Source organism: Arthrobacter sp. FW306-1B-G06A (genome assembly GCF_058781765.1).
Genome location: NZ_JBYSXB010000001.1, coordinates 38,552 through 60,402, shown reverse-complemented (window position 1 = coordinate 60,402; position 21,851 = coordinate 38,552). Strand labels below are relative to the sequence as shown.

Sequence of the window (21,851 nt, the reverse complement as noted above, 5' to 3'; positions counted from 1 at the left end):
CCGCTGGGCCGCCAAGCGGTAAGGACCGCTAGATTTGCCCGATAGGGAGTTTCTTCTCCGCCTGGAAATCGTCCTCCACACGCCCCTGGGCCCAGTATCCGGAAAGCGATACCTGGGACCGCTCGAGCCCACGCTGCTTGAAGAAGATGTCGCGCAGGCCCTTCATGTAGCCGCGTTCACCGTGCGCAAACACGTCTACGCGTCCGGGCAGCCACTCGGCTTCGCCCAAGGCATCGAGCAGGATCGAGCTTGATCCGGCCGGGACTCCGGAGCGAAGGAGCCAGCGCAGCTCCACGCCCTCGGGAGCGGCGATGTCAAGGATGTCCGCGTCGCTATCGACTTCGAGGAAAGCAAGGCCCTTCGCGTCGGCCGGCAGGGATTCGATCGCGGCGGCAATCGCCGGGAGCGCGGCGTCGTCGCCGGCGAAAAGGTACCAGTCGGCGTCGGGCGCCGGGTTGTAGGCGCCGCCGGGGCCCGTGAAGACAAGTGTGTCCCCGGGCTGGGCCGCCAGGGCCCATGGGCCTGCAAGGCCTTCGTCGCCGTGGACCACGAAGTCGATTGCCAGTTCCTGCGCAGCTTCGTCCACCCAACGGACGGTGTAGGTGCGGGTGTACGGCCACTGTTCGCGGGGCATGGTCTCGCGGATGGCCCACAGATCCAGCGGCAACTCATACTCGACGCCGGGCTGCGGGAACACGATCTTCACATATCGGTCCACGAAGCCGTTGTTCGCATAACCGGCAAATCCGGGTCCACCAGCAATGATCCGCACCATGTGGGGCGAAAGCTGTTCCGTGCGCAGCACAGTCAGGTTCACTTGTGGGCGGGTATTGCGGGATGCAGACGACGTGGCGGGCAAAGATGTCATGTAGGCAAGCCTAAGCTAGGGCAGCGGTGGAAGCTCCCAGATGACGGGATCCGCGCCTTGCATCCGGAGCAGGGCGTTGGCGCGGCTGAACGGGCGAGAGCCGAAGAAACCCCGCGACGCGGAGAGCGGGCTGGGATGGGCGGAGGAGATCACGGGGGCGCCTTCAAGCAGCGGCTGTACGGCTTCAGCGTCCTTGCCCCACAGGATCGCAACGAGCGGACTCTGCTGCCCGGCAGCATTTCGTCGGCGGGCGACGGCGGTGACCGCCGCCGTCGTGATGGCCTCCCAGCCTTTGCCCCGGTGCGAGCCGGCAGCACCGGCCGCGACGCTGAGCACCCTGTTCAGGAGGAGTACTCCTTGGCCCGTCCAGGCCGAAAGATCGCCGTGGACCCGCGGCGGGAGCCCGAGATCGGTTTCCATCTCCCGGTAGATGTTCGAGAGGCTGCGGGGGATGGGCCGTGTTTGTCCGGAAACCGCGAAAGAGAGCCCGACGGCGTGTCCCGGCGTCGGGTAGGGGTCCTGGCCCAGGATCAGCACCTTCACGTCGGCCAGCGGCTGCCGGAAGGCACGAAGTATGTTGGACGCCGCAGGCAGCACGTGCGCTCCGCGGCCGGCCTCGGCCGCCACGAAGGCGAGCACCGAGCGCAACTCGTCCTCGATGCCGGAGAGCGCTCCCGCCCAGTCCGGCGCCATGAGATCCTCCAAGGCCATTCCGGGTAGTGCCTCGAACCCGGCGGAGTGATCTTCGGATTCAAGCTCAAATAACGCTTCTTCGCCTGCCACCCAGCCATTGTCCCTGTCCTGGCGGTCCGGGGGAAAGCGCCGGCCCTCAAGGCGGCGGGGCAAATGACATCGGTGTTATTCGCCCGTTACCATAGGCGGGGGACATTTTTCAGTCAATGCGTCGAAGGAGTGTGTCGTGGCAGAACCCGCACGGGAACCCATGGCGTCCGAAGCAACTGGATTGGTGCTCGAAGACCTGTCCGCCGGACTCCGCAGTGATTCGCCGCTCGGCGAGCGTGAACAGCAGATGCTCGCCCTGGAGAGGCAATGGTGGAAGTACGCCGGGGCCAAGGAACAGGCCGTCCGGGAACTCTTTGATCTCTCCGCGACCCACTACTATCAGCTGCTCAATGCCCTCATTGACACCGAGGAAGCATTGGCGCACGATCCTATGCTGGTCAAGAGATTGCGTAGACTACGTATGTCACGTCAGAGGGCCCGCACAGCGCGCCGTCTCGGTTCCGACGCATAGAGCACCCGCTGATCCCCCAGCCAGCAAGCAGCAAGGACAAGGCTTCACCATGACCAAATTTGCCCGGGATGAATTCGACCGTGTCCCGCAGAGCTCATCGCGGCAAGGTGTCCACAGACTCGTCGCGTCTGCTTCCCGGCCGGCCCTGTGGCCGGTGCTGCTGCTGGGCGGCATCGCACTTGCTGTAGGACTCGTTGCCTTCCTGATCCTTCCGAAGCTTGGCTTCACCTCGTCGACGACGCCGCAAGCCGTCGTCACCGCTGACACTTCCAAGCAAAGCGCCGCGGCGCCACCTTCGGCGAACAGCTCTGCGCAGGCATCCAGCCAGCCGTCCACCCAGCCGAGCCCGGGCGACACTCCGTCCAGCACGCCGACGCCGACCCCCACCACGGCGCCATTGGACAAGACGGCGGCAGTAGCGGTCTACAACGGCACCACCACCGGTGGCCTGGCTGCGCGTGTGGCCGGCATGGTGCAAGGCGGAGGATGGCCGTTGTCCACTGTCGCAAATTGGGGCGGCATGCCCCAGCAGACGTCGTCGGTCTTCTACAAAGGCGCGGCGCAGAAGGGCAATGCCGAAGCCCTCGGCAAATTGCTGGGCATTTCCAACCTCGTGGACAGCGCGGAGTTCCAGCAGCCCGTGGTTGTGGTTCTGGGCCCCGGTTACAAATAGCAACTCGGTTACGCCTCAATAACATTGCGGCCACCCGCACCCAAGGTTGCGCTACGGCAACGTGACTGTGGTTACAGTAGTTGTGAGCTGGCCCGGAGATCCCGGAAGCCGGCCACTGCTAGTTGAAAGTGTGGGGATCATGGCTTTGGGAACCGTCAAATGGTTCAATGCCGAAAAGGGCTACGGATTCATCACCGTGGATGAGTCCGGTGACGACATCTTTGTGCATTGGTCCGCCATCCAGATGGATGGCTTCCGTGCGCTCGAAGAAGGACAACGCGTCGACTTTGAACTGGGCGAGGGCCAGAAGGGCCCGCAGGCCGAAAGCGTGCGGCTTATCTAGTGGGTGTTGCGGCAACAGGGCTGTCCTGGCCCCTCGGAGCGCGCAGGTCCCGGGTAGTTTCTCTTCTTGCAGGCTTCGCGGCACTGGCCCTTGGAGTGGCCGGATGTTCCGCCCCCGTCGGCAACGCCAGACTGAGCTCCGTTACCCCAAGCGGCGACGGCGTCCTGCGCATCGGCGTGATCCTGGACAATACCGGTGGTTCCGCATTCCTCAACGAGTCCGAGTTGGCTGCCGCCAAGTTGGCTGTCAAACAAATCAACGACGCCGGCGGATACAAGGGCCGTCCCGTCGACTTGCTACCGGCGTCGGCGGCCGGTGAAGGCGGTGGCGCTAGCCAAGGGGCCGGCGCGGCGGCCTTCTCTGCCGACACTGCGGCACAAGCCAAGGCGTTGTTGTCCGCCCACGCAGACGTCGTCGTGGGGCCGAGCGATTCGAGCCATGCGCCCGCCGCGATCGATGTGCTCTCTCCCGCCCGGATTCCGCTCATCTCGCCGGCGAACACGGCGTCGGGGCTGAGCAGCTACAAGAATGGCGGCTTCTACTTCCGCACGTCTGCCGCTGATGCCGCACAGGGCAGCGTCCTGGCGAAGCTTGCCCGCGACGCCGGCGCCAAGCGCATTTCGGTCCTCCACGAAGCCGGGGATTACGGTACGCGCGTCTCGGGAGCGGTCATGGATGCTGCCCGCGGCCTCGGAATGGACGCCGTGTCCAATGCGGAATTCGCGGCAGGCAAAGCAGCTCCCGCCGCGGCGGGCATCAAGTCCGGTACGCCGGACGCCGTCGTCGTGGTTGCCCGTGATGGCGCCCAAGGCGCCCTGGCTGAGCTCCTGAATGCGGGGCTGAGCGGCAAGAGCCTGATCTTGAGCGACGGCGCGATCCGCCAATACGGAACCGCGCTCGGTGCAGGTGGCCTCGACGGCGCGCGGGGAATTCTTCCGGGCGTCTTCCCGAGTGCGGAGTTCCAAGCCGAGCTGACGGGCATCGACCCCAAGCTCAAGGACACGACGTACGCTGCCGAGACGTACGACGCCGTCACTCTCGCCGCCCTTGCGGCCGCAACGGCGGGCGACGATGCGGGAGGCTCGATCGCGGCCTGGCTCACCACTGTGTCCGGCGGAGTGCGTCCGGCGTCGGGCGATGCGGCAACGAAAGAACGTACGTCTTGTGCCTCATACAAGGACTGCGTCGAGGTGCTGAAGGGGGCCAAGCTCCCGGATTACGACGGCGAGTCCGGCACCATCGGGTTCGACGCCAACGGGGACGTTACCTCGTCCAATTACATGGTCTTCACCTACGGGGCTGACAACACTGCGCGGGTGAGTGGCAAGGAGACAGCCTCCCGGACTCCGTGACGGCTTGTGCCCGTAGCGAATTCACATGGCGTGGCGAGTAGTTTCGATCTCTTGCTGCTTGCACTCTCCTCGGGTGAGTGCTAATTATTGATTAGCACTCTCAAGCATTGACTGCTAATTCTTCGCGGCTTCGGCCGTATGGAATGGTGGCGGTGCCTGGGGGAACAAAGAAAACCTTGCTGGGGTGAGGTCCGGAGCACGCGGCGTACAGAGGCCGAATGCGAAGGATCGTCCGTCGCGGGCACCGCAGTGAAGGCACCTTCTTAACGACTGTCCCGAAAGGACTACCGCCGTTATGGCCAAGATCATTGCATTTGATGAAGAGGCACGCCGCGGTCTCGAGCGGGGTCTGAACATCCTCGCCGACGCCGTCAAGGTCACCCTCGGCCCGCGTGGACGCAACGTCGTCCTCGAAAAGAAGTGGGGCGCCCCCACGATCACCAATGATGGTGTTTCCATCGCCAAGGAGATCGAGCTGGACGACCCGTTCGAGAAGATCGGCGCAGAGCTGGTCAAGGAAGTTGCCAAGAAGACGGACGACGTCGCTGGCGACGGCACCACTACCGCCACCGTCCTGGCCCAGGCTTTGGTCAAGGAAGGCCTGCGCAACGTAGCTGCCGGCGCCGACCCGCTGTCCCTCAAGCGCGGCATCGAGAAGGCTGTTGACGCCGTCATCCGCGAGCTGCTCGCCTCCGCCAAGGAGATCGAGACCAAGGAAGAGATCGCTGCCACGGCTTCCATCTCTGCCGGCGACACCGAAATCGGTAACCTCATTGCTGAAGCCTTGGACAAGGTCGGCAAGGAAGGCGTCATCACGGTCGAGGAGTCCAACACCTTCGGCCTTGAGCTTGAGCTCACCGAAGGCATGCGCTTCGACAAGGGTTACATCTCCGCTTACTTCGTCACCGACGCAGAACGCCAGGAAACCATCCTTGAAGACCCGTACATCCTGATCGTCAACTCCAAGATCTCCAACGTGAAGGAACTCGTTGCGGTCCTGGAGAAGGTCATGCAGTCCAACAAGCCGCTGCTGATCATCGCCGAAGACATCGAGGGCGAGGCCCTGGCCACCCTGATCGTCAACAAGATCCGTGGCACCTTCAAGTCCGTTGCCGTCAAGGCTCCGGGCTTCGGTGACCGCCGCAAGGCACAGCTCGCCGACATCGCCATCCTCACCGGTGGCCAGGTCATCTCCTCGGAGGTCGGCCTCAGCCTCGAGAACGCAACCCTCGAACTGCTCGGCAACGCCCGCAAGGTTGTTGTCACCAAGGACGAGACCACCATCGTCGAAGGTGCTGGCGACGCCGACGCCATCGCCGGCCGCGTGGCGCAGATCCGTGCCGAGATCGAGAACTCCGATTCCGACTACGACCGCGAGAAGCTGCAGGAGCGCCTGGCCAAGCTGGCCGGTGGCGTTGCAGTCATCAAGGCCGGTGCCGCAACCGAGGTAGAGCTCAAGGAGCGCAAGCACCGCATTGAGGATGCAGTCCGCAACGCGAAGGCTGCCGTTGAAGAAGGCATCGTCGCCGGTGGTGGCGTTGCCCTCATCCAGGCCGGTGCCAAGGCATTCGCCAACCTGCAGCTCGAAGGCGACGAAGCAACGGGCGCCAACATCGTCCGCGTTGCCATCGACGCTCCGCTCAAGCAGATCGCTTACAACGCCGGCCTTGAGCCGGGCGTTGTCATCGACAAGGTCCGCGGCCTGCCGTCGGGCCACGGCCTGAACGCTGCAACCGGCGTTTACGAGGACCTGCTGGCTGCCGGCGTCAACGACCCCGTAAAGGTCACCCGCTCGGCTCTCCAGAACGCTGCCTCCATCGCTGGTCTGTTCCTGACCACCGAGGCCGTTGTTGCCGACAAGCCGGAGAAGAACGCTCCGTCTATGGGTGGCGGCGACGACATGGGCGGCATGGGCGGCTTCTAGCCCCCGCTGTAGCCCACCAGCCACACGCACGACGGCGGTCCCCACTTCAGGTGGGGGCCGTCGTCGCCGTTTAACGACGCTCGCTCACTTATGTCGGGTTTTGGGCGGACGCTCGCTCACGTGTGTCGGGTTTTGGGCGGACGCTCGCTCACGTGTGTCGGGTTTTGGGCGGACGCTCGCTCAGTTCTGGGGTCAAGGAGTGTCGGGGTGGTCTGGCAGGATGGAAACCATGACGATTATTGCTGCTGCCGATGGTTCTGCCCTCGGCAATCCCGGGCCCGCCGGTTGGGCCTGGTACGTGAACGACTCTTGCTGGAGGGCCGGGGGGTGGCCGCACGGAACCAACAACCAGGGCGAGCTCATGGCCGTGTTGGACCTCTTCCGGTCCACGGCACATGTTCCAGATGAAGAGCTGAAGATTCTCTGCGACAGCCAGTACGTCATCAATTGCATCACCAAGTGGATGCCGGGATGGAAGCGCAAGGGCTGGCGAAAAGCGGACGGGAAGCCAGTCTTGAACGTCGATCTCCTCAAGGACATCGACCAGGCTATTGTCGGCCGCAGGTACTCGTTCGAGTGGGTCAAAGGCCATGCCGGCCACGACCTCAACGAGGCGGCCGACGATCGCGCGCGTGCGGTCGCCACAGCGTTCCAGCAGGGAATAGCCGCGCCTGCCGGGCCGGGCTATCCGGGAGCTGAAGCCGCACGGTCCTTGTCCCGCGCGCTGTCAGTCGGCACACCATCAGTCGGCACGCCATCAGTCGGCACGTCGTCAGCCCGTACAGCGCCTATGGAGGCGCCCTCGCTTTTCGACGACGACCACGACGACGCGGATGCCCAGGATGAAGACCTCACGTTGTTCGGCGGTCAGGACCTCTCAACCGGGTCGTCCTTGCCGAACGCGGCGGGGGCGTTCACGGAGCAGGAGACGTTCATCGAGCCCACTTTGTTCGCTGGTGACGACGAAGGGGTCCTTGGCCAGGCCGGCGGACGCTCGGACGAGGAAACGGTCATTCTCCTTGAGAGGGAGCTCCTGAGGCCCGACGTTAGGGGAGACCTCGGGCGCACAGGGATCCTGCTGCACCCGGACTTTACCGAGATTGGCAGCTCCGGACGCGTCTGGTCCCGGGACGAACTCATGATGGCGTTGGAGGGCGATCCCGGGGAAACCGCGGAAGTAGAAATAATTTCCGCTGAACGCCTCTCCAGTAACACCATGCTGCTCAGTTATAGAAGTTATGGGCGAACAGGCTCCGCATTGCGGAGCTCGATCTGGTTGCTCGACGACGGCCGATGGCGGTTGCGCTTCCACCAGTCGACGCCGGAGAAGTAACGGCTCAGAAGCAACCGGACCCTGGAAAGCGGCTGGACCCCGGCGGGACGGCGGATTGGCCGCACCGCCGGGAACCCGGGCTCAGCTGTCAGTAACTGAACCGCTGGGTGTTGCCTTGCTCGGTTTGGAGGTAGCTTGCCGCCGCGGAGGACAGCGCGAGGTTGATGGATGCGAGCGAAGCCTCCACCTTATTCTGGGTCAACGTCCACTCCGAGACGAGGGCCTGGAAGTTGTTGGCCGCTGATCCCTTCCACGTAGCTTGGAGCTCGTCCAGGCCCCGTTTCATCGCTTGGACGTCGGCGCTGATCCGATCCACGGTGGCCTTGACGTTGGCGGACTTGAGCTGGAGCAGTTCGGTATCTACGGAGATAACGCTCATGGGGCGTTGCCTTTCAATCAAAGAGATCCGCAGGTGCGGCTGGCTTGTGGTCCACACCACGAGCCTAGAAGCCGTCACATGGCCCGGACAGCGCCGAGTCTCCCTATGTGGACAACTCGCTCAATCAAGCCGCCTGGCATAGAAAACTGCTAGTCGGAGATCTCCGCCTCGGCGATGCCCGCATCTTCGGGCACCTCGGACAGCTCGTCCTGGAAGGGGAGGCTGACAACCAGGGTGGCTCCGCCGCCGTCGGTCTCTTCGACCCGGACGGTACCGCGGTGGGATCCGACAATTGCAGCCACAATCGCGAGACCGAGCCCGCTGCCACCCGTTTCCCGCGTGCGCGAAGTGTCCGCCCTGTAAAAGCGCTCGAAAATCCGGGGCAGTTCCTCGGCCGGAATGCCGCTGCCGTGGTCCCGCACCTCAAGAACGGACAACGGGCCGGCGGGCGTGTTCCGGACCCCGACGGCGAGCTCAATCGGCGTTCCTTCGGGGGTGTAGCGCAAGGCGTTACCCACCAGGTTCCCCAGGACCTGACGAAGCTTGGCCTCGTCACCCTGGACCGGGGCGGGCGCTGCCGCTCCGCCGTCGAGCCCTGTGAGCGAAATCTTCCGCTCGCCCGACGTTGCGAGTGAGTCTACGACGGCGTCATTCGCCAGCAGGTGCAGATCCACCGGCTTGAGCTGCAAAGGCCGTTGTTCGTCCAGGCGGGCCAGCAGCAGCAGGTCTTCCACCATGGATCCCATGCGCTTGGCTTCGCTCTCGATCCTGCCCATGGCGGTACCCACGTCTTCCGGCGTGGCAAGGGCGCCGTGGCGGTAAAGCTCGGAGAAGCCGCGGATGGTGACCAAAGGCGTGCGCAGCTCGTGGGAGGCGTCGGCGGCGAATCGCCGCATCCTTGCCTCGGAGGCGGCACGCGCCGCAAAGGACGATTCAATGTGCGCGAGCATGGCGTTGAGGGAGGCGCCCAGGCGGCCGACCTCGGTGACCGGATTCTCGATATCCACGCGACGCGAGAGATCACCGGCAGCGATTGCGGCCGCCGTCTTCTCAACGCGGGCGAGGGGGCGGAAGGAACGTGCAACGGTCCATGTCGCGATGAAGAACGCGAGCACCAGGGTCAAGAGTCCGACGCCGACCACCACGAGCGTGGCGTGTTCCATGACTCGGTCCACGGGGGACAGCGGCAGGCCTACGATCACCACCGCGTTCTGCCCGGTCCGGTTGTCCACTACGTTGACCGCCACCACACGCCAATCGCCGCCAGCGGTGCCGTTCACCTGGAAGGGTGCGTAATTGCGGTTCTTGGCCTCACCCGGGGTGATGTTGGCGATGCTCGGCCGATCCGTCTTGCTTCCGCCGAACGGATAGGGCGGCTGGCCCTGGACGTAGAGCGTCAGGGAATAGTCCGTGGGCACGGCGGGGCTCGCCTCAGACAGGTTGGCAAAGGACTGCTGCTGCTGGGCGATCTGGACGGCAGCCCTGAGTTTGTCATCCACTTGCCCTTGGAGGTAGCTCTTGACGAGCGTCAGCGTCCCGGCGCCAGTGGCGGCCAAGGCAAGGAGCAGCAGCCCCATGATGATGGCGACCAGCTGCGACCTGAGGGAGGCCGACTTCCAACGGTTGAACAAAGTCAGCGCTTCTCGGCCGTCCGCAATACGTAACCGACGCCGCGCTTGGTCTGGATCAAGGCAGTGGCATCCGGATCAATGTCCACCTTGCGCCGGAGGTAGGAAATGTAGGACTCCACGATCGAGGCGTCGCCGTTGAAGTCGTATTCCCAGACGTGGTCCAGGATCTGCGCCTTGGAAAGCACCCGGTTGGGGTTCAGCATGAGGTAGCGGAGCAGCTTGAACTCGGTGGGCGACAGCTCGATGATGGTGCCGCCGCGGCGGACCTCGTGCGCGTCGTCGTCGAGCTCCAGGTCATCCACGCGGATGACGGCGTCGTCGTCTTCCATCGGCTGCGTGCGGCGAAGCACGGCGCGGATCCGCGCCACCACTTCATCCAGGCTGAAAGGCTTGGTGACGTAGTCGTCGCCGCCCACGGTCAGGCCCGTGACCTTGTCCTCCGTGTCGTCCTTGGCAGTCAGGAACAGGACAGGGAAGTGCTTACCGGCGGCGCGAAGGCGGCGGGTGACAGTGAACCCGTCCATGTCGGGGAGCATGACATCCAGGACCGCGAGGTCCGGGGCGTGAAGATCGGCGGCAGCGAGCGCTTCGCGGCCGTTCGACGCCGCAACGACCTCAAAGCCAGCAAAGCGCAGCGAGGTGGAGAGCAGCTCACGGATGTTGGGTTCGTCGTCGACGACGAGGAGCTTGGCTTCGGGGCCGTTCTTTTTCATACCATTCATGATGCTCCCAGTTTCTGGGAGTTGACTGGACGCTTGTTGTGAGAATTATCGGGGTGTCGTGGTTGTGGGCCCGGGCTAACTGCCGAGAGCCAGCCCGACGCCGAGTCCCACCATGGTGACAGCAATTCCGCCGTCAAGGATTCGCCAGGACGCCGGTCGCGCAAAGAATCCGCGCAGCAGTTTCGCGCCGAAGCCGAGGGAACAGAACCATAGGATACTGCCCAGCATGGCTCCGGCGCCGAACCACCACTGCAGCCCGGGTCCTTGCGCGTTCGCCACGGATCCCAGGAGCAATACGGTGTCCAGGTAGACGTGGGGGTTGAGCCATGTCAGCGCCATGACAGTCGCCAGTGCTGACGCCAGTCCGCTTCGGCCGGCCCCCGACGGTCCAGGTTCCGCGGAGACGAGCGCTTGCGGCCTTAGGATGCGCCGTGCCGCCATCACGCCGTATGTCACCAGGAATGCCGCACCGACATAGCGGAGAACGACGACGGCGGCAGGCGCCGCGGCGAGCAGGGCGCCTGTGCCGAGTACCCCGGCCGCGATGAGCACGGCGTCCGAGATGGCGCACACGGCAACGACCGCACCGATATGCTCGCCGCGGATGCCCTGCCGGAGGACGAAGGCATTTTGGGCGCCAATCGCGACAATGAGGGCCAGGCCTGTGCCGAGGCCCAAGCCGGCGGCGTGGAAGACGTCGGGGGAGTTCATTCTTCGAGGCTAAGTTCCACCTTCGTCATTAGTCCAGCTAATTATTCTTAGGCATCGTAAGATCATCTTATGGCCAGATTCTCCTCCGAACAGTTGCACACCTTCGCCGCCGTGCTCACGGAAGGCACGCTCGACGCCGCCGCCCGGTCACTGAACATCACGCCGTCGGCGGTCTCCCAGCGTCTCAAGGCGCTTGAACAAGCGTCCGGAAGGGTATTGCTGCAGCGCAGCAATCCCGTCCAGGCCACGGAGTCGGGACATGTGGTGCTCAGATTGGCGCGGCAGCTCGCCCAGTTGGAGGCCGACGCCGAACTTGAACTGGGCCTGCCCGGCGAATCCCCGATGGTCTCGGTTCCGATCGTGGTCAACGCGGATTCCTTGTCCGTCTGGTTCCTCAAGGCCCTGACAAGGGTTCCCGCGGAGCTGAACGCTGTCTTCGATCTTCACCGCGACGACGAGCAGTATTCCACGTCCATGCTGCGCGCCGGAACTGTCATGGCCGCAGTGACCGCGACTCCTGAGCCGGTGCAGGGATGCCGGGTGGAGCCGCTCGGGAGCATGCGATACCGTGCCGTCACCACTCCGGGCTTCAGGGCACGGTGGCTTCCCGACGGCGTCGATGTCGCCTCGCTCTGCGCTGCTCCCGCCGTCGACTTCGACCGCAAGGACGAGTACCAGCACCGCTTCCTGGAACTCCTGGGCGGTGCGGCTCGTGGGATGGAGCCTGCAGGCCCGCGCCACTTTGTTCCGTCCAGCCAGGAGTTTGCCGAGGCCATTCGTTTGGGGCTCGGGTGGGGATTGCTGCCTGAACCGCAATGCGGCCGGGACATAGCCGATGGATCCCTGGTGGAACTCGCGCCTGAGCGGCCATTGGACGTGCCTCTGTACTGGCAAAGGTGGCGGACACCGTCGCGCATATTGGACGCTGTGACCGAGGCGGTCCGGAGCACCGCCGCGGAAGTGCTGCGCAGGGCCTGAATGGTGCTGCGCAGGCCTCGGCAATCCGGCCAAAAGCCAACACGCCGCGGGCACAGTCCTAAATTGTCGGACCCCGGATTCACACTTGAGCCATGGAAAACAAACAAGAATCACGCGTTGAAATTCAAGACGTCGAATTCCATGTCAGCTACCTGGACACGCTCTCCGGACGCATCGAGCACGAGGACTTCAGCGACCGCCGCGCCGCCGAACGCTTCGCGGATGCGCAGCTCAAGGACGAGGAGTCCTGGGCTGTGGTCGACGTCGTCGTGCGGCAAGGAGCGCAGCCCCAGGAACACGCACAACAGCTGGTTGCCTAGCCAGAAAAAATGACGCGCCTTACCCGGCGGGTACGTCCTTGGCGTCCATGATCCGGTAGGCGTAGCCCTGTTCGGCGAGGAAGCGCTGCCGTTTGGCCGCAAAATCCTGGTCGAGGGTGTCCCGGGCCACCAAGGAGTAGAAGCGTGCCGCGCGGCCGTCCTGCTTGGGCCGAAGCAGGCGCCCCAAGCGTTGAGCTTCCTCCTGGCGGGAACCGAAAGACCCCGACACTTGGATCGCCACGGATGCCTCGGGTAGGTCGATCGAGAAGTTGGCCACCTTGGATACCACGAGGGTCTTGATGTCACCGGCCCGGAAGGCGTCGAAGAGCTTCTGCCGCACCTTGACTGTCGTATCGCCCTTGATCACGGGAGCGTCCAGGCGCTCGCCGATCTCATCCAACTGGTCGATGTACTGGCCGATCACCAGCAGCGGCTCGCCTTGGTGCAGGGCAACGAGCTGCTCCACCAAGTGGGTCTTGGTCTCGGACGTCGCGCAGAGCCGGTACTTGTCCGCATCCTCAGCCATCGCGTAGGCCACGCGCTCGTCCCTAGGCAGGTCTACCCGGACCTCCACGCAGTCCGCCGGCGCGATGTAGCCCTGGGCTTCGATGTCCTTCCACGGTGCGTCGTAGCGTTTGGGACCGATCAAGCTGAAGACCTCGCCCTCGCGGCCATCCTCACGCACAAGCGTCGCCGTGAGTCCCAGGCGCCGCCGGGCCTGCAGGTCCGCGGTCATCCGGAAGATCGGAGCCGGGAGGAGATGGACCTCGTCGTAGATGATGAGTCCCCAATCGTGCCCGTCCACGAGTTCCAGGTGCGGGTAAAGGCCTCCGCGCTTGGTGGTCAGGACCTGGTAGGTCGCGATCGTGACGGGCCGGACTTCCTTGACCGCGCCCGAATACTCGCCGATCTCCTCCTCCGTCAGCGACGTCCGCTTGAGGAGTTCGTCCTTCCATTGCCGGGCCGCGACCGTGTTGGTCACCAGGATCAGCGTGGTGGTGGAGCTCGTAGCCATGGCTGCGGCCCCCACCAAGGTCTTGCCCGCGCCACAGGGCAGCACGACGACGCCGCTGCCGCCCGCCCAGAAGTTCTCCGTGGCAAGCTTCTGGTACGGCCGCAGGTGCCAACCGTCCTCGTTCAAGGCGATCAGGTGCGGCGTGCCGTCCACGTAGCCTGCGAGGTCCTCGGCCGGCCATCCGAGCTTGAGCAGCAATTGCTTGAGCTGTCCCCGCTGGGAGGAATGCACCACGACGGTTTCGCCGTCGATCCTGGGCCCCAGCAACGGCGCGATTTTCTTGGCCCGGCTGACTTCCTCGAGTACGGGGTAGTCGGTGGTCCGCATGACCAATCCGTGTTGCGGGTCCTTTTCCAGGCGCAAGCGGCCGTAGCGGGACATGGTCTCTTCGATGTCGATCAGCAAAGAGTGCGGCACCGGGAAACGGGAATAGCGCAGGAGAGTGTCGAGGACTTTTTCGGCGTCCAGTCCCGCCGCGCGCGCATTCCACAGGCCCAAAGGGGTGAGCCGGTAGCTGTGGACGTGTTCGGGGGCGCGCTCAAGCTCGGCGAACGCCGCGATCGCATGCCGTGCCTCGGTGGCGAGCTCGTGGTCGACTTCCAGCAGGATGGTTTTGTCGCTCTGTACGATCAGCGGACCGTCGCTCACTATTGCTTCCTCACTTGTGCGGCTCGCCCGCAGGTTCCACATCGATGATGCGATGGATGGACAAGACCCTTTCGGTGTCCCTGGCGGCGTCGAACACCCGGACGCGCCCTCCGGACACCGATACCGGAACAACGGTTTCGGTGTTGGAATTCCCCAAGCCGTCAACCACGTTCATGGTGACCGCTTGCTTCAGCCGGATGGCCCTCTGCAGGGTTTCGAGGCCCAGTTGCGTCGCCGCCTCGCCGGTCACCTCGCCGTGGACCGCCCGATGGTGCCTCAACACCGCGAGCTGGGCGTCGACGTCGTCGTCCGGTGGTGCGGTGCGGGGCGCCGTATACACGGGACGGGCGCCAGCGGCCACCGACGCCGTCCTCTTATAGCGCACGACGGCGGTCTCCGCCTCCTGCACGGCAGGCGAGAGTCCCAGCTCGCGCAGCACCCTCACGGTCTCCCGGGGGCTCGCGCTGGAGGTCAGTACCGTGGGGGCGATCCGGACAAGCCCCAGGCTTGCGGCCCCGGGCTCGCGGACGAGCTCGGCGATGGCGGCCTCGTCGTCACTTTGGATGAAACTGGGGCTGCTCGCGACCCGCAGCCGGCCGTGCCTCGAGGCAATGTCCTTGATCAAGTAGCGGAGCGGCTGCGGAACGTCAGTGGCAGAGTGGGTGCGCAGGAACGCGAGGATGGTTTCGGCGTCCTGGCCGGCGTCCAGCGCGCGCCGGATCGAATCTCCGGAGAAGCGGAAGATCGTGGCCGGGCCCTGGCCTTCGGCGTCGGCGATCAAGAGCAGTTTTTCGCTCAGTTCAGGTGCCAGGTACCCCGGCGCGACGGCGGTCAGGTCCGCTTGGAGCAGGACGTGGTTGACGGCGGCGGGCAGATGTTCGCCGAGGATGCTGAGGGCCAACTCGGGCTGTTCGGTGGCGATCGCCGAACCAAGCTGGGTCAGGGCGCCGGAGCCCATGAGCCCCAGGAGTTCGGCTTCGTGCAGGATCCCGCGGACAAGGGAGCTGAACCGCCGCGACATCCGCGGCTGGGACCATTCCGCGCGTTCCATGACGGCCTCGGCGTTCAGCACTGGAGCTTTGCCGTCCGGTGCTTCCACCTCGAGGGTGAGCTCTTCGAGGATCTCCAGGATCCGCTTGCGGACCAGCGGAGCGTCAGGGCGTTGGGCCTCTGCGGACAGGGCATTGATGGGGGTTGCCGGAGAGCCGGATCGCGGTGCCGTGGTGGCGGGCCCGGGAAGGGTTTGGCCCACAAGGGAGGGTGCGCGCTCGCTCGCGAGCCAGGCGTTGACCAGCCAGAGCCACTGTTCCTGGCGGGGGAGCGTGAGCCATTCCAGCGATGGCGGCTGCACCCAGGTGGAACTGTCCACATCGAGCCGCAGCAATCCGGACAACGCGCTGAGCTCGAGGATCAGGGCGGTCTCGGACAAGCCCAGGCGGAGGCTGTCGGCAAGGCGTTTGAGCTCGCGCACGCCCACCCCTCCGCTGCGCAGGGTGACCACGGGCTGCTCGCGGACCGCGTAGAGGAGTTCACCCACCAACCGGAGCGCTTCTGCGATGGCACCCATGGCGGCGTTCCGGCGCAACGCGGCACTCGTCTGGCCCAGTTCAGGAACGGGAGGCTTCAAGGTGAAGTGGTCCACGATTGCGCCGCCGCGCAGGGACAGGCCCACGCTGTGCGGGAGCTCAACGTGGCCGGCGTCCAAGGGGACAAGCAGACCGCGGGCCAGGAGCCAGTCCACGGGACCGACGTCGCGGCCTTCATGGAGCACGGAAGCCTTGCGCTGGGCCTGGGGAACGGCCCCCATGGCCCAACTGCCGAACTTGTTCAAAAGGGGACGCGTCCGTACGGGTGCCTCGGACAGGATGTGCTGAAGGTTCTCCGGCGTCGAGGTCCAACGTTGCAGCGCCAACGCAGCATCCATGGGCGTCGTGGCGGCCAGGATATCGGCGCCGCTCTGGTGGAGTTCGGCAACGAGATGCACCACGCGCTGGGCGAAGGCCGGTTGCAGCCGAACCAACTCGGTGTAGCTGCGGCCCAAACCGGCTGGATAGATGCCGATGACGTCCTTGAGGCTGCCCACCGGCAAGTAGAACCGCTGCCGCCCCGGATTGTGGACCGTGGCCGGCGGATCGGCCCGGTGGATGAGGGCGAGTTCCTGGAGCTTGTTCAGGATCGGCTCGAGCGCGGCAAGGGTGGCGCCATTGATGCACTTCTTGAGTCCCGCCGCCGAGACGCTGTGGCCCGTGTCCGTGTTGGTGCATAGGTGGAGTGTCTCCAGTACCTGCATCTCCGGTTTGTTGAGCCGTTCCAAGGCGCGCTGCACGCTGACGCGGGCGCTTGCCCGCGCCGCGAGCGCAGCGAAGTCCGGGACCACCGGGGAGATGAGGTCCGGCCGCGCGGCAAACAGGGCCCGCAGCGAATCATCGCTGCGCGCTTCCAGTTCCTTGCTGAGCGCGCGAATAAGGGACATCAATTCAACGTTACAGCCAGCCGGGTCCGCCGTCGGGCTTTCCGGCTGCTCATTGCCGACGCCGCGCCCACACAGCGTCCACCACCAGCGCGGCCATCAAAATAAAGGCGAGCGGCAGCCCGTAGAGAGCGGTGGACGTGACCCACACCGGTGCCACTCCGTTGGCGAAAGCGATCCCCATGACGGCGGCTACGGAAGCCAGGGACAGGACTGCGACGACGGCGGCAACGATCGTGAGCGGGCGGCGGAAGTCGTGGGGAATCATGGAAGCAACGCTAACAGTCCCGGGCGGCATCCCCTGTTCCAGGCAAGGGTGCAGCCTGGCCGCGGGCAAAAGGCGGCGGGACCTGCCTGCGGGGGTCTCAAAGCGCGAATCGGTGGCCGGGCAGGATAACCTTGAAGCAATAGACCAACATGGTCCAGGCAGTCACCCCTATTCCCGCAGTCTCCTGCGGATGCGGTGGCGTGCCGGCTGTGTCTCGCAAGTAAGAACGAAGAAGGTTGATTACGTGCCCACCGGCAAGGTCAAGTGGTATGACAAGGAAAAAGGCTTCGGATTCCTCGCAGCAGAGGACGGCCAGGAAGTGTTTCTGCCCAAATCCGCACTGCCCGAAGGCGTAGCGGATCTCAAGGCAGGAACCCGGGTTGAGTTCGGCGTCGCCGACGGTCGCCGGGGCGCCCAGGCGCTGGGCCTCCGGGTCCTGGACAAGTTGCCTTCCATCGCCAAGGCCAAGCGCATGAACGCCCGCGAGCTCGCTCCGGTAGTCCAGGATCTCGTATCTGTACTGGACAACCTCTCCGGCACGTTGTCCGCCGGCAAGTACCCTGAAGGCGCCAAGGGCAAAGCCATCGCAGCAGCCCTGCGCAAGGTTGCCGACGAGCTGGAAGCCTAAACCTGCCATGACATCAACGGCGAAACCCCGCACCGGCATTCCTGTGTGGCGCGTCGGCAAGCCGGACGCTTTCCTTGCGGCCGCCGTCGACGTCGCCCGCAATGCGGTGGAGACCATTGCCAAGCCGGCAGAAATCGGGCCGCATATTGCCGCGCGCTCGGAAGGCGAACGCGTCGTCACGCACCTGTTCGAATCGCGGCTGGCCGGGTACGGCGGATGGCAGTGGTACGCCGTCGTGACCCGCAACTCGCGCTCCAAAGTGGTCACCGTCAGCGAGCTTGGCTTGCTGCCGTCCGAGGACTCCATCCTCGCTCCTGAATGGGTGCCTTGGGCAAAGCGCGTCCGTCCGGAGGACGAGGCTACCGCGGCCGAGGAGGCGGAGGAAGCCGGCGTCCCCGTTGACGCGGACGACGACGGCGACCCTTCCCGTGAGGACGTCGCCGCCCCGGGTGACGAACAAGAGAGCGACGACGCCGACGACATCGAGGCTGACTAGCCCTTGGCGGACCCGGCGAGTGAATTTCGTGAAGGTGGCAACTGATGTCCACCTTCAAATCGCTCGGTGTCCTTAACTACCGCATTTGGTTCATCGGTGCGCTCGTTTCCAATATCGGCACGTGGATGCAACGGACTGCCCAGGACTGGCTGGTCTTCGCCCATCTGAGCAACCACGATGCCGGGGCGATGGGCGTGACCTTGGCCCTCCAACTGGGTCCGCAGCTTTTCCTGGCGCCGTGGGCCGGACTGCTTGCCGACCGCTACAGCCGGCGCAGGCTCCTCGTCATGACGCAATCGGCCATGGCGGTCCTGAGCACGGGCTTGGGACTCCTGGTCCTAAGCGGTGCGGCCCAGTTGTGGCATGTCTACGTGTTCGCGCTCTTGCTTGGCGTCGTCTCGGCACTTGACGCCCCCGTCCGCCAGACGTTCGTGTCCGAGCTGGTCAAGGACGACTATCTTTCCAACGCTGTCGCGTTGAACAGCGCATCCTTCAACGTCGCCCGCATGATCGGTCCCGCGGTGGCCGGCGTGTTGACGGTGGCCGTGGGGCCGGGCTGGGTATTCATGATCAATACCCTGACCTTCCTCGCGATGCTTGGCGCGATCCGGGCCATTCCGCTTTCCTCCTTGCGCGTCCAACCCCGGGCCGCCGCAGGCAAGGGACGCATCCGTGAAGGGCTTCGCTACGTCCGCAACCGCCCGGACATTGTGGTTGTCCTCGTCGCGATCTTCATCATGGGCACGTTCGGACTGAACTTCGTCCTCTTCATCGCGGCCATGGTCGGCACGGAGTTCGGCATGGACGCGGGGGCATTCGGGCTGCTCAACTCGGTCATGGCGATCGGCTCCGTCGCAGGAGCATTGCTTTCCGCCCGGCGAGGGAGGCCACGCATGCGGCTCATCTTCGCGGCGGCGGGCGGGTTCGGCCTCGCGAGCGGACTGGCCGCCCTGGCGCCGAACTACACCATGTTCGCCTTGGCATTGATTCCCTGCGGACTGTTTGCCCTGACCATGATCACGAGCGCCAACGGCTACGTGCAGTCCACCACGGAACCCGTCATGCGCGGCAGGGTCATGGCACTCTACATGGCCATTTTCATGGGTGGAACGCCCATCGGTGCACCGTTCGTCGGCTGGGTGTCCAACGTCGCCGGACCCCGGTGGGCAGTGGGAGTGGCCGCTGCCGCGGGCGCCAGCACCGCCGTCGTCGGCATCGTGTGGATCATCCGCGCGCGCCAGCTGCGGCTCCGCTTCGACCGCAGCGCCGGCGGGATGCGGTTCTTCCGGATTGAGTCCCAAAGCGCGGGTCCAGCTAATAGGGACGCCGTTAAAAGGGACAGCGCCGCCCGGGATCCCCACCCGGACGACGCTGACCAGCCCTGACCGCGGGAATGCGGCAGGCCCTTACTTCTTCAGTTCGCCCACCACGAAGTCGATGCTGGCGAGCAATGCGGAGACGTCGTCCGGCTCGATGGCAACGAAGGTAGCGATGCGCAGCTGGTTGCGGCCCAGCTTGCGGTAGGGCTCCGTGTCCACGATCCCGTTGGCGCGGAGCACCTTGGCGATGGCCGCGGCGTCGATCGAGTCATCGAAATCGATCGTGGCAATGACGTTGGAGCGGTCCTCGGCCTTTGCCACGAACGGGGTGGCGTACTCGGAAGCCTCTGCCCAGCTGTAGATACGGCTTGCGGAGTCCGCGGTGCGTCCGGAAGCGAAATCCAGGCCACCGTTCTTGTTGAGCCACTGGACCTGGGCATCCAATGTCACCAAGGTGGACAGGGACGGCGTGTTGTAGGTCTGGTTGAGCTTCGAGTTGTCGATAGCCGTCTGCAGGTCCAGGAAATCTGGGATCCAGCGGCCGCTTGCCTTGATACGGGCCGCGCGCTCCAGGGCGGCGGGGGAGAAGAGTCCCAGCCACAGGCCTCCGTCGGACGCAAAGTTCTTTTGCGGGGCGAAGTAGTAGACGTCGGCTTCGGCAACATCAACATCCAGGCCGCCGGCTGCGGACGTCGCATCCACCAGGACAAGTGAACCCTCGCCGGCGTCTTGGACGCGCTTGACCGGAGCGGCGACACCCGTCGAGGTTTCGTTCTGTGGCCACGCGTACACGTCCACGCCTGCTTCGGCCTGGGAAACCGGCCGGGTACCAGGCTCGGACGTGATGATGGAGGAAGCTTCAAGGAACGGTGCCTTGTTGGTCGCCGAAGCGAACTTGGAACCGAACTCACCGAAGGAGAGGTGCTGGGCCTTCTTCTCGACCAGGCCGAAGCTGGCGACGTCCCAGAACGCGGTGGAGCCTCCAACGCCGAGAATCACCTCGTAGCCCTCGGGCGCACGGAAGAACTGGCTAAGTCCCTCGCGGACGGAGCCCACCAGGTTCTTGACGGGTGCTTGGCGGTGGGAGGTGCCGAGGATCGTTGTCGAGGCGGCGGAGAGGGCCTCGATCTGCTCCGGGCGGACCTTGGAGGGCCCGGCGCCGAAGCGGCCGTCCTTGGGCAGCAAATCGGCGGGGATGGTGATGCTGTTGTCGCTCACGGGATGCTCCAATGGTGAAGTAGCGGCCTAGATGGGTCGTGGCAGGTGGCAAGCTGCCCCTTCGACTCCCCAATTCTGCCTGACACCGCAGGCGGGGGCAGAACCGAAGGTGTCATAGTCCGCCACGTGGAAACCATTGTTCGGCCAGCTCAGGAGAGGACGGCGGACCGGACGGTGGACAAGCGCCGGAATTATCCGGAGTAATTCCAAATAAGCTAAGCTTGGAGCTGGCGAAAATACGCAAGATACTGCGCTCGAGGAGCTGAGCTGGATGACGGATCTGATCGATACCACTGAGATGTATCTTCGGACCATTTTGGAGCTTGAAGAAGAGAACATCGTGGCTCTTCGCGCCCGCATCGCCGAGCGCTTGCGGCACTCCGGCCCCACCGTTTCCCAGACGATCGGGCGGATGGAGCGCGACGGCCTGGTGATTGTGTCCAACGACCGGCACCTTGAGCTGACTGAAACGGGCCGGAAACGCGCCACCGAGGTCATGCGCAAGCACAGGCTCGCCGAACGGCTCCTGGCAGATGTCATTGGACTGGACTGGGCCTACGTGCACGATGAAGCGTGCCGTTGGGAGCATGTCATGAGTGAGCGCGTGGAACGGCGGCTCTATGAGTTGCTGGACCACCCCACTGAATCGCCCTATGGCAACCCCATTCCCGGACTCGAAGCGCTGGGTGGAGCCGCGTCCCACGCCTTTACGGATGGCGTGGTCAACCTTCTTGACGCGATGAACGAATATTCACCTGAAAACCGGGTCACCGTCAGCCGGCTGGCTGAACCGATCCAGGTGGAACCGGAACTTCTGGTCCAGTTGGACGAGGGCGGAATCCGCCCGGGCGCCAGGGTGTCCCTGGAGCGCGTAGGGGAGTACATCTCCGTTCGCGTGCCCAATATCGAGGGCGCGCTGGAGCTGCCGCCTGAGGTCGCCTCGCACGTGTTTGTCACGGTCGCCTAGCCGGCCCGGCGGGGTCGCCCGCAAAGATAACGAAATTATTACCGTGGGGCTTAATCCCCTATAGTTAAATACTGGCGCCGATACCAAAGCGTTACCTGATCCGAAGCCGAGTTCTGCCAGCGGATCAGGTGGATTAGTCCATTCACTGGCAGAAACGGAGGAACCACCATCGGCTGTCGAAAGACGGCCTTGGGGTGAAGTCCGTAGCGGAAGTGCAAACAACGCAAGGCCCCTCCGGGTACCTTGCGTTTCGTGCCCTTCGCGCGGACCGGGTCCACGATCTCTCTGGCCCGAATCCGACAGCTAACTTCGCAGGCTTGCCAGAGAGGAAAA

22 protein-coding genes and 1 riboswitch are annotated in these 21,851 nt (G+C 64.7%); of the genes, 12 read left to right on the top strand and 10 right to left on the bottom strand.

Annotated elements, in window-relative coordinates:
• Nucleotides 1-28 precede the first annotated feature (28 nt).
• Complete coding sequence (locus AC3WJM_RS00280; protein ID WP_306963011.1) at nt 29-868, bottom strand: siderophore-interacting protein; 840 nt, start codon at nt 866-868, stop codon at nt 29-31.
• A gap of 15 nt (nt 869-883) precedes the next feature.
• A complete protein-coding gene (locus tag AC3WJM_RS00275; RefSeq protein ID WP_284989612.1) occupies nt 884-1,651 on the bottom strand; it encodes a uracil-DNA glycosylase in 768 nt (255 codons plus the stop codon).
• A 136-nt stretch (nt 1,652-1,787) separates the two neighbouring features.
• Here AC3WJM_RS00275 and AC3WJM_RS00270 point away from each other — a divergent pair, with 136 nt between their 5' ends.
• From AC3WJM_RS00270 to AC3WJM_RS00245, 6 genes are all read left to right on the top strand, one after another.
• A complete protein-coding gene (locus tag AC3WJM_RS00270) occupies nt 1,788-2,123 on the top strand; it encodes a DUF3263 domain-containing protein (RefSeq protein WP_059388211.1) in 336 nt (111 codons plus the stop codon).
• 49 nt (nt 2,124-2,172) lie between these two features.
• The gene (locus AC3WJM_RS00265) at nt 2,173-2,796 is read left to right on the top strand and encodes a LytR C-terminal domain-containing protein (protein WP_059388210.1); all 624 of its coding nucleotides are present in this window, start codon (nt 2,173-2,175) and stop codon (nt 2,794-2,796) included.
• A gap of 139 nt (nt 2,797-2,935) precedes the next feature.
• The gene (locus tag AC3WJM_RS00260) at nt 2,936-3,139 is read left to right on the top strand and encodes a cold-shock protein (RefSeq protein ID WP_059388209.1); all 204 of its coding nucleotides are present in this window, start codon (nt 2,936-2,938) and stop codon (nt 3,137-3,139) included.
• Nucleotides 3,140-3,234: 95 nt separating this feature from the next.
• Entirely contained in the window at nt 3,235-4,491 is a 1,257-nt protein-coding gene (locus AC3WJM_RS00255; protein ID WP_492270954.1) for an ABC transporter substrate-binding protein, read from the top strand.
• A 295-nt stretch (nt 4,492-4,786) separates the two neighbouring features.
• Entirely contained in the window at nt 4,787-6,415 is a 1,629-nt protein-coding gene (gene groL, locus AC3WJM_RS00250; RefSeq protein WP_492260180.1) for a chaperonin GroEL, read from the top strand.
• 229 nt (nt 6,416-6,644) lie between these two features.
• Nucleotides 6,645-7,748, top strand: coding sequence for an RNase H family protein (locus AC3WJM_RS00245; RefSeq protein WP_492270953.1), 1,104 nt, complete (start codon nt 6,645-6,647; stop codon nt 7,746-7,748).
• An 88-nt stretch (nt 7,749-7,836) separates the two neighbouring features.
• Here the strand turns inward: AC3WJM_RS00245 and AC3WJM_RS00240 are convergent, their stop codons facing one another.
• The 4 genes from AC3WJM_RS00240 to AC3WJM_RS00225 form a co-directional block, all read right to left on the bottom strand.
• Nucleotides 7,837-8,127: a WXG100 family type VII secretion target gene (locus AC3WJM_RS00240; RefSeq protein WP_059388207.1), complete on the bottom strand. Its 291-nt coding sequence runs from the start codon at nt 8,125-8,127 to the stop codon at nt 7,837-7,839.
• A 149-nt stretch (nt 8,128-8,276) separates the two neighbouring features.
• On the bottom strand, nt 8,277-9,758 hold the full coding sequence (locus AC3WJM_RS00235; protein ID WP_306963006.1) for a sensor histidine kinase: 1,482 nt from the start codon (nt 9,756-9,758) through the stop codon (nt 8,277-8,279).
• Nucleotides 9,759-9,760: 2 nt separating this feature from the next.
• On the bottom strand, nt 9,761-10,471 hold the full coding sequence (locus tag AC3WJM_RS00230) for a response regulator transcription factor (RefSeq protein ID WP_059388206.1): 711 nt from the start codon (nt 10,469-10,471) through the stop codon (nt 9,761-9,763).
• An 84-nt stretch (nt 10,472-10,555) separates the two neighbouring features.
• Nucleotides 10,556-11,191, bottom strand: a complete 636-nt coding sequence (locus AC3WJM_RS00225; RefSeq protein ID WP_284989616.1) for a LysE/ArgO family amino acid transporter — start codon at nt 11,189-11,191, stop codon at nt 10,556-10,558.
• Between the two features lie 69 nt (nt 11,192-11,260).
• Between AC3WJM_RS00225 and AC3WJM_RS00220 the strand changes: the two genes are divergently transcribed.
• Nucleotides 11,261-12,169 carry a LysR family transcriptional regulator ArgP gene (locus AC3WJM_RS00220; RefSeq protein ID WP_059388203.1) on the top strand — a complete coding sequence of 303 codons (909 nt, stop codon included), beginning with the start codon at nt 11,261-11,263 and terminating at the stop codon, nt 12,167-12,169.
• A 92-nt stretch (nt 12,170-12,261) separates the two neighbouring features.
• A complete protein-coding gene (locus AC3WJM_RS00215) occupies nt 12,262-12,489 on the top strand; it encodes a hypothetical protein (RefSeq protein ID WP_059388202.1) in 228 nt (75 codons plus the stop codon).
• Nucleotides 12,490-12,508: 19 nt separating this feature from the next.
• Here AC3WJM_RS00215 and AC3WJM_RS00210 read toward each other — a convergent pair whose 3' ends face one another.
• From AC3WJM_RS00210 to AC3WJM_RS00200, 3 genes are read right to left on the bottom strand one after another with little or no spacing between them, the layout of a single operon-like run.
• Nucleotides 12,509-14,152: a DNA repair helicase XPB gene (locus AC3WJM_RS00210; RefSeq protein ID WP_059388201.1), complete on the bottom strand. Its 1,644-nt coding sequence runs from the start codon at nt 14,150-14,152 to the stop codon at nt 12,509-12,511.
• Nucleotides 14,153-14,162: 10 nt separating this feature from the next.
• Nucleotides 14,163-16,625 (bottom strand): helicase-associated domain-containing protein, encoded by a 2,463-nt coding sequence (locus AC3WJM_RS00205; protein WP_284989618.1) that lies wholly within the window; start codon nt 16,623-16,625, stop codon nt 14,163-14,165.
• A 49-nt stretch (nt 16,626-16,674) separates the two neighbouring features.
• Nucleotides 16,675-16,890 carry a hypothetical protein gene (locus AC3WJM_RS00200; protein WP_059388200.1) on the bottom strand — a complete coding sequence of 72 codons (216 nt, stop codon included), beginning with the start codon at nt 16,888-16,890 and terminating at the stop codon, nt 16,675-16,677.
• 244 nt (nt 16,891-17,134) lie between these two features.
• Between AC3WJM_RS00200 and AC3WJM_RS00195 the strand changes: the two genes are divergently transcribed.
• From AC3WJM_RS00195 to AC3WJM_RS00185, 3 genes are read left to right on the top strand one after another with little or no spacing between them, the layout of a single operon-like run.
• Complete coding sequence (locus AC3WJM_RS00195) at nt 17,135-17,518, top strand: cold-shock protein (protein ID WP_059388199.1); 384 nt, start codon at nt 17,135-17,137, stop codon at nt 17,516-17,518.
• Nucleotides 17,519-17,525: 7 nt separating this feature from the next.
• Nucleotides 17,526-18,014: a DUF3027 domain-containing protein gene (locus AC3WJM_RS00190; RefSeq protein ID WP_084784410.1), complete on the top strand. Its 489-nt coding sequence runs from the start codon at nt 17,526-17,528 to the stop codon at nt 18,012-18,014.
• Between the two features lie 44 nt (nt 18,015-18,058).
• Complete coding sequence (locus tag AC3WJM_RS00185; protein ID WP_441432760.1) at nt 18,059-19,399, top strand: MFS transporter; 1,341 nt, start codon at nt 18,059-18,061, stop codon at nt 19,397-19,399.
• Between the two features lie 21 nt (nt 19,400-19,420).
• Here AC3WJM_RS00185 and serC read toward each other — a convergent pair whose 3' ends face one another.
• Nucleotides 19,421-20,551 carry a phosphoserine transaminase gene (gene serC, locus AC3WJM_RS00180; RefSeq protein ID WP_059388196.1) on the bottom strand — a complete coding sequence of 377 codons (1,131 nt, stop codon included), beginning with the start codon at nt 20,549-20,551 and terminating at the stop codon, nt 19,421-19,423.
• A gap of 271 nt (nt 20,552-20,822) precedes the next feature.
• Between serC and AC3WJM_RS00175 the strand changes: the two genes are divergently transcribed.
• Nucleotides 20,823-21,518, top strand: a complete 696-nt coding sequence (locus AC3WJM_RS00175) for an iron-dependent transcriptional repressor DtxR (RefSeq protein ID WP_059388195.1) — start codon at nt 20,823-20,825, stop codon at nt 21,516-21,518.
• A 125-nt stretch (nt 21,519-21,643) separates the two neighbouring features.
• Nucleotides 21,644-21,851: riboswitch (cyclic di-AMP (ydaO/yuaA leader) on the top strand.

Coding starts and splice junctions, on each gene's coding strand:
- AC3WJM_RS00205 (WP_284989618.1), bottom strand. CDS start 16,625: ATGTCCCTTATTCGCGCGCTCAGCAAGGAACTGGAAGCGCGCAGCGAT.
- AC3WJM_RS00190 (WP_084784410.1), top strand. CDS start 17,526: ATGACATCAACGGCGAAACCCCGCACCGGCATTCCTGTGTGGCGCGTC.
- AC3WJM_RS00185 (WP_441432760.1), top strand. CDS start 18,059: ATGTCCACCTTCAAATCGCTCGGTGTCCTTAACTACCGCATTTGGTTC.
- AC3WJM_RS00245 (WP_492270953.1), top strand. CDS start 6,645: ATGACGATTATTGCTGCTGCCGATGGTTCTGCCCTCGGCAATCCCGGG.
- AC3WJM_RS00220 (WP_059388203.1), top strand. CDS start 11,261: ATGGCCAGATTCTCCTCCGAACAGTTGCACACCTTCGCCGCCGTGCTC.
- AC3WJM_RS00240 (WP_059388207.1), bottom strand. CDS start 8,127: ATGAGCGTTATCTCCGTAGATACCGAACTGCTCCAGCTCAAGTCCGCC.
- AC3WJM_RS00280 (WP_306963011.1), bottom strand. CDS start 868: ATGACATCTTTGCCCGCCACGTCGTCTGCATCCCGCAATACCCGCCCA.
- AC3WJM_RS00230 (WP_059388206.1), bottom strand. CDS start 10,471: ATGAAAAAGAACGGCCCCGAAGCCAAGCTCCTCGTCGTCGACGACGAA.
- AC3WJM_RS00175 (WP_059388195.1), top strand. CDS start 20,823: ATGACGGATCTGATCGATACCACTGAGATGTATCTTCGGACCATTTTG.
- AC3WJM_RS00225 (WP_284989616.1), bottom strand. CDS start 11,191: ATGAACTCCCCCGACGTCTTCCACGCCGCCGGCTTGGGCCTCGGCACA.
- AC3WJM_RS00260 (WP_059388209.1), top strand. CDS start 2,936: ATGGCTTTGGGAACCGTCAAATGGTTCAATGCCGAAAAGGGCTACGGA.
- AC3WJM_RS00215 (WP_059388202.1), top strand. CDS start 12,262: ATGGAAAACAAACAAGAATCACGCGTTGAAATTCAAGACGTCGAATTC.
- groL (WP_492260180.1), top strand. CDS start 4,787: ATGGCCAAGATCATTGCATTTGATGAAGAGGCACGCCGCGGTCTCGAG.
- AC3WJM_RS00265 (WP_059388210.1), top strand. CDS start 2,173: ATGACCAAATTTGCCCGGGATGAATTCGACCGTGTCCCGCAGAGCTCA.
- AC3WJM_RS00200 (WP_059388200.1), bottom strand. CDS start 16,890: ATGATTCCCCACGACTTCCGCCGCCCGCTCACGATCGTTGCCGCCGTC.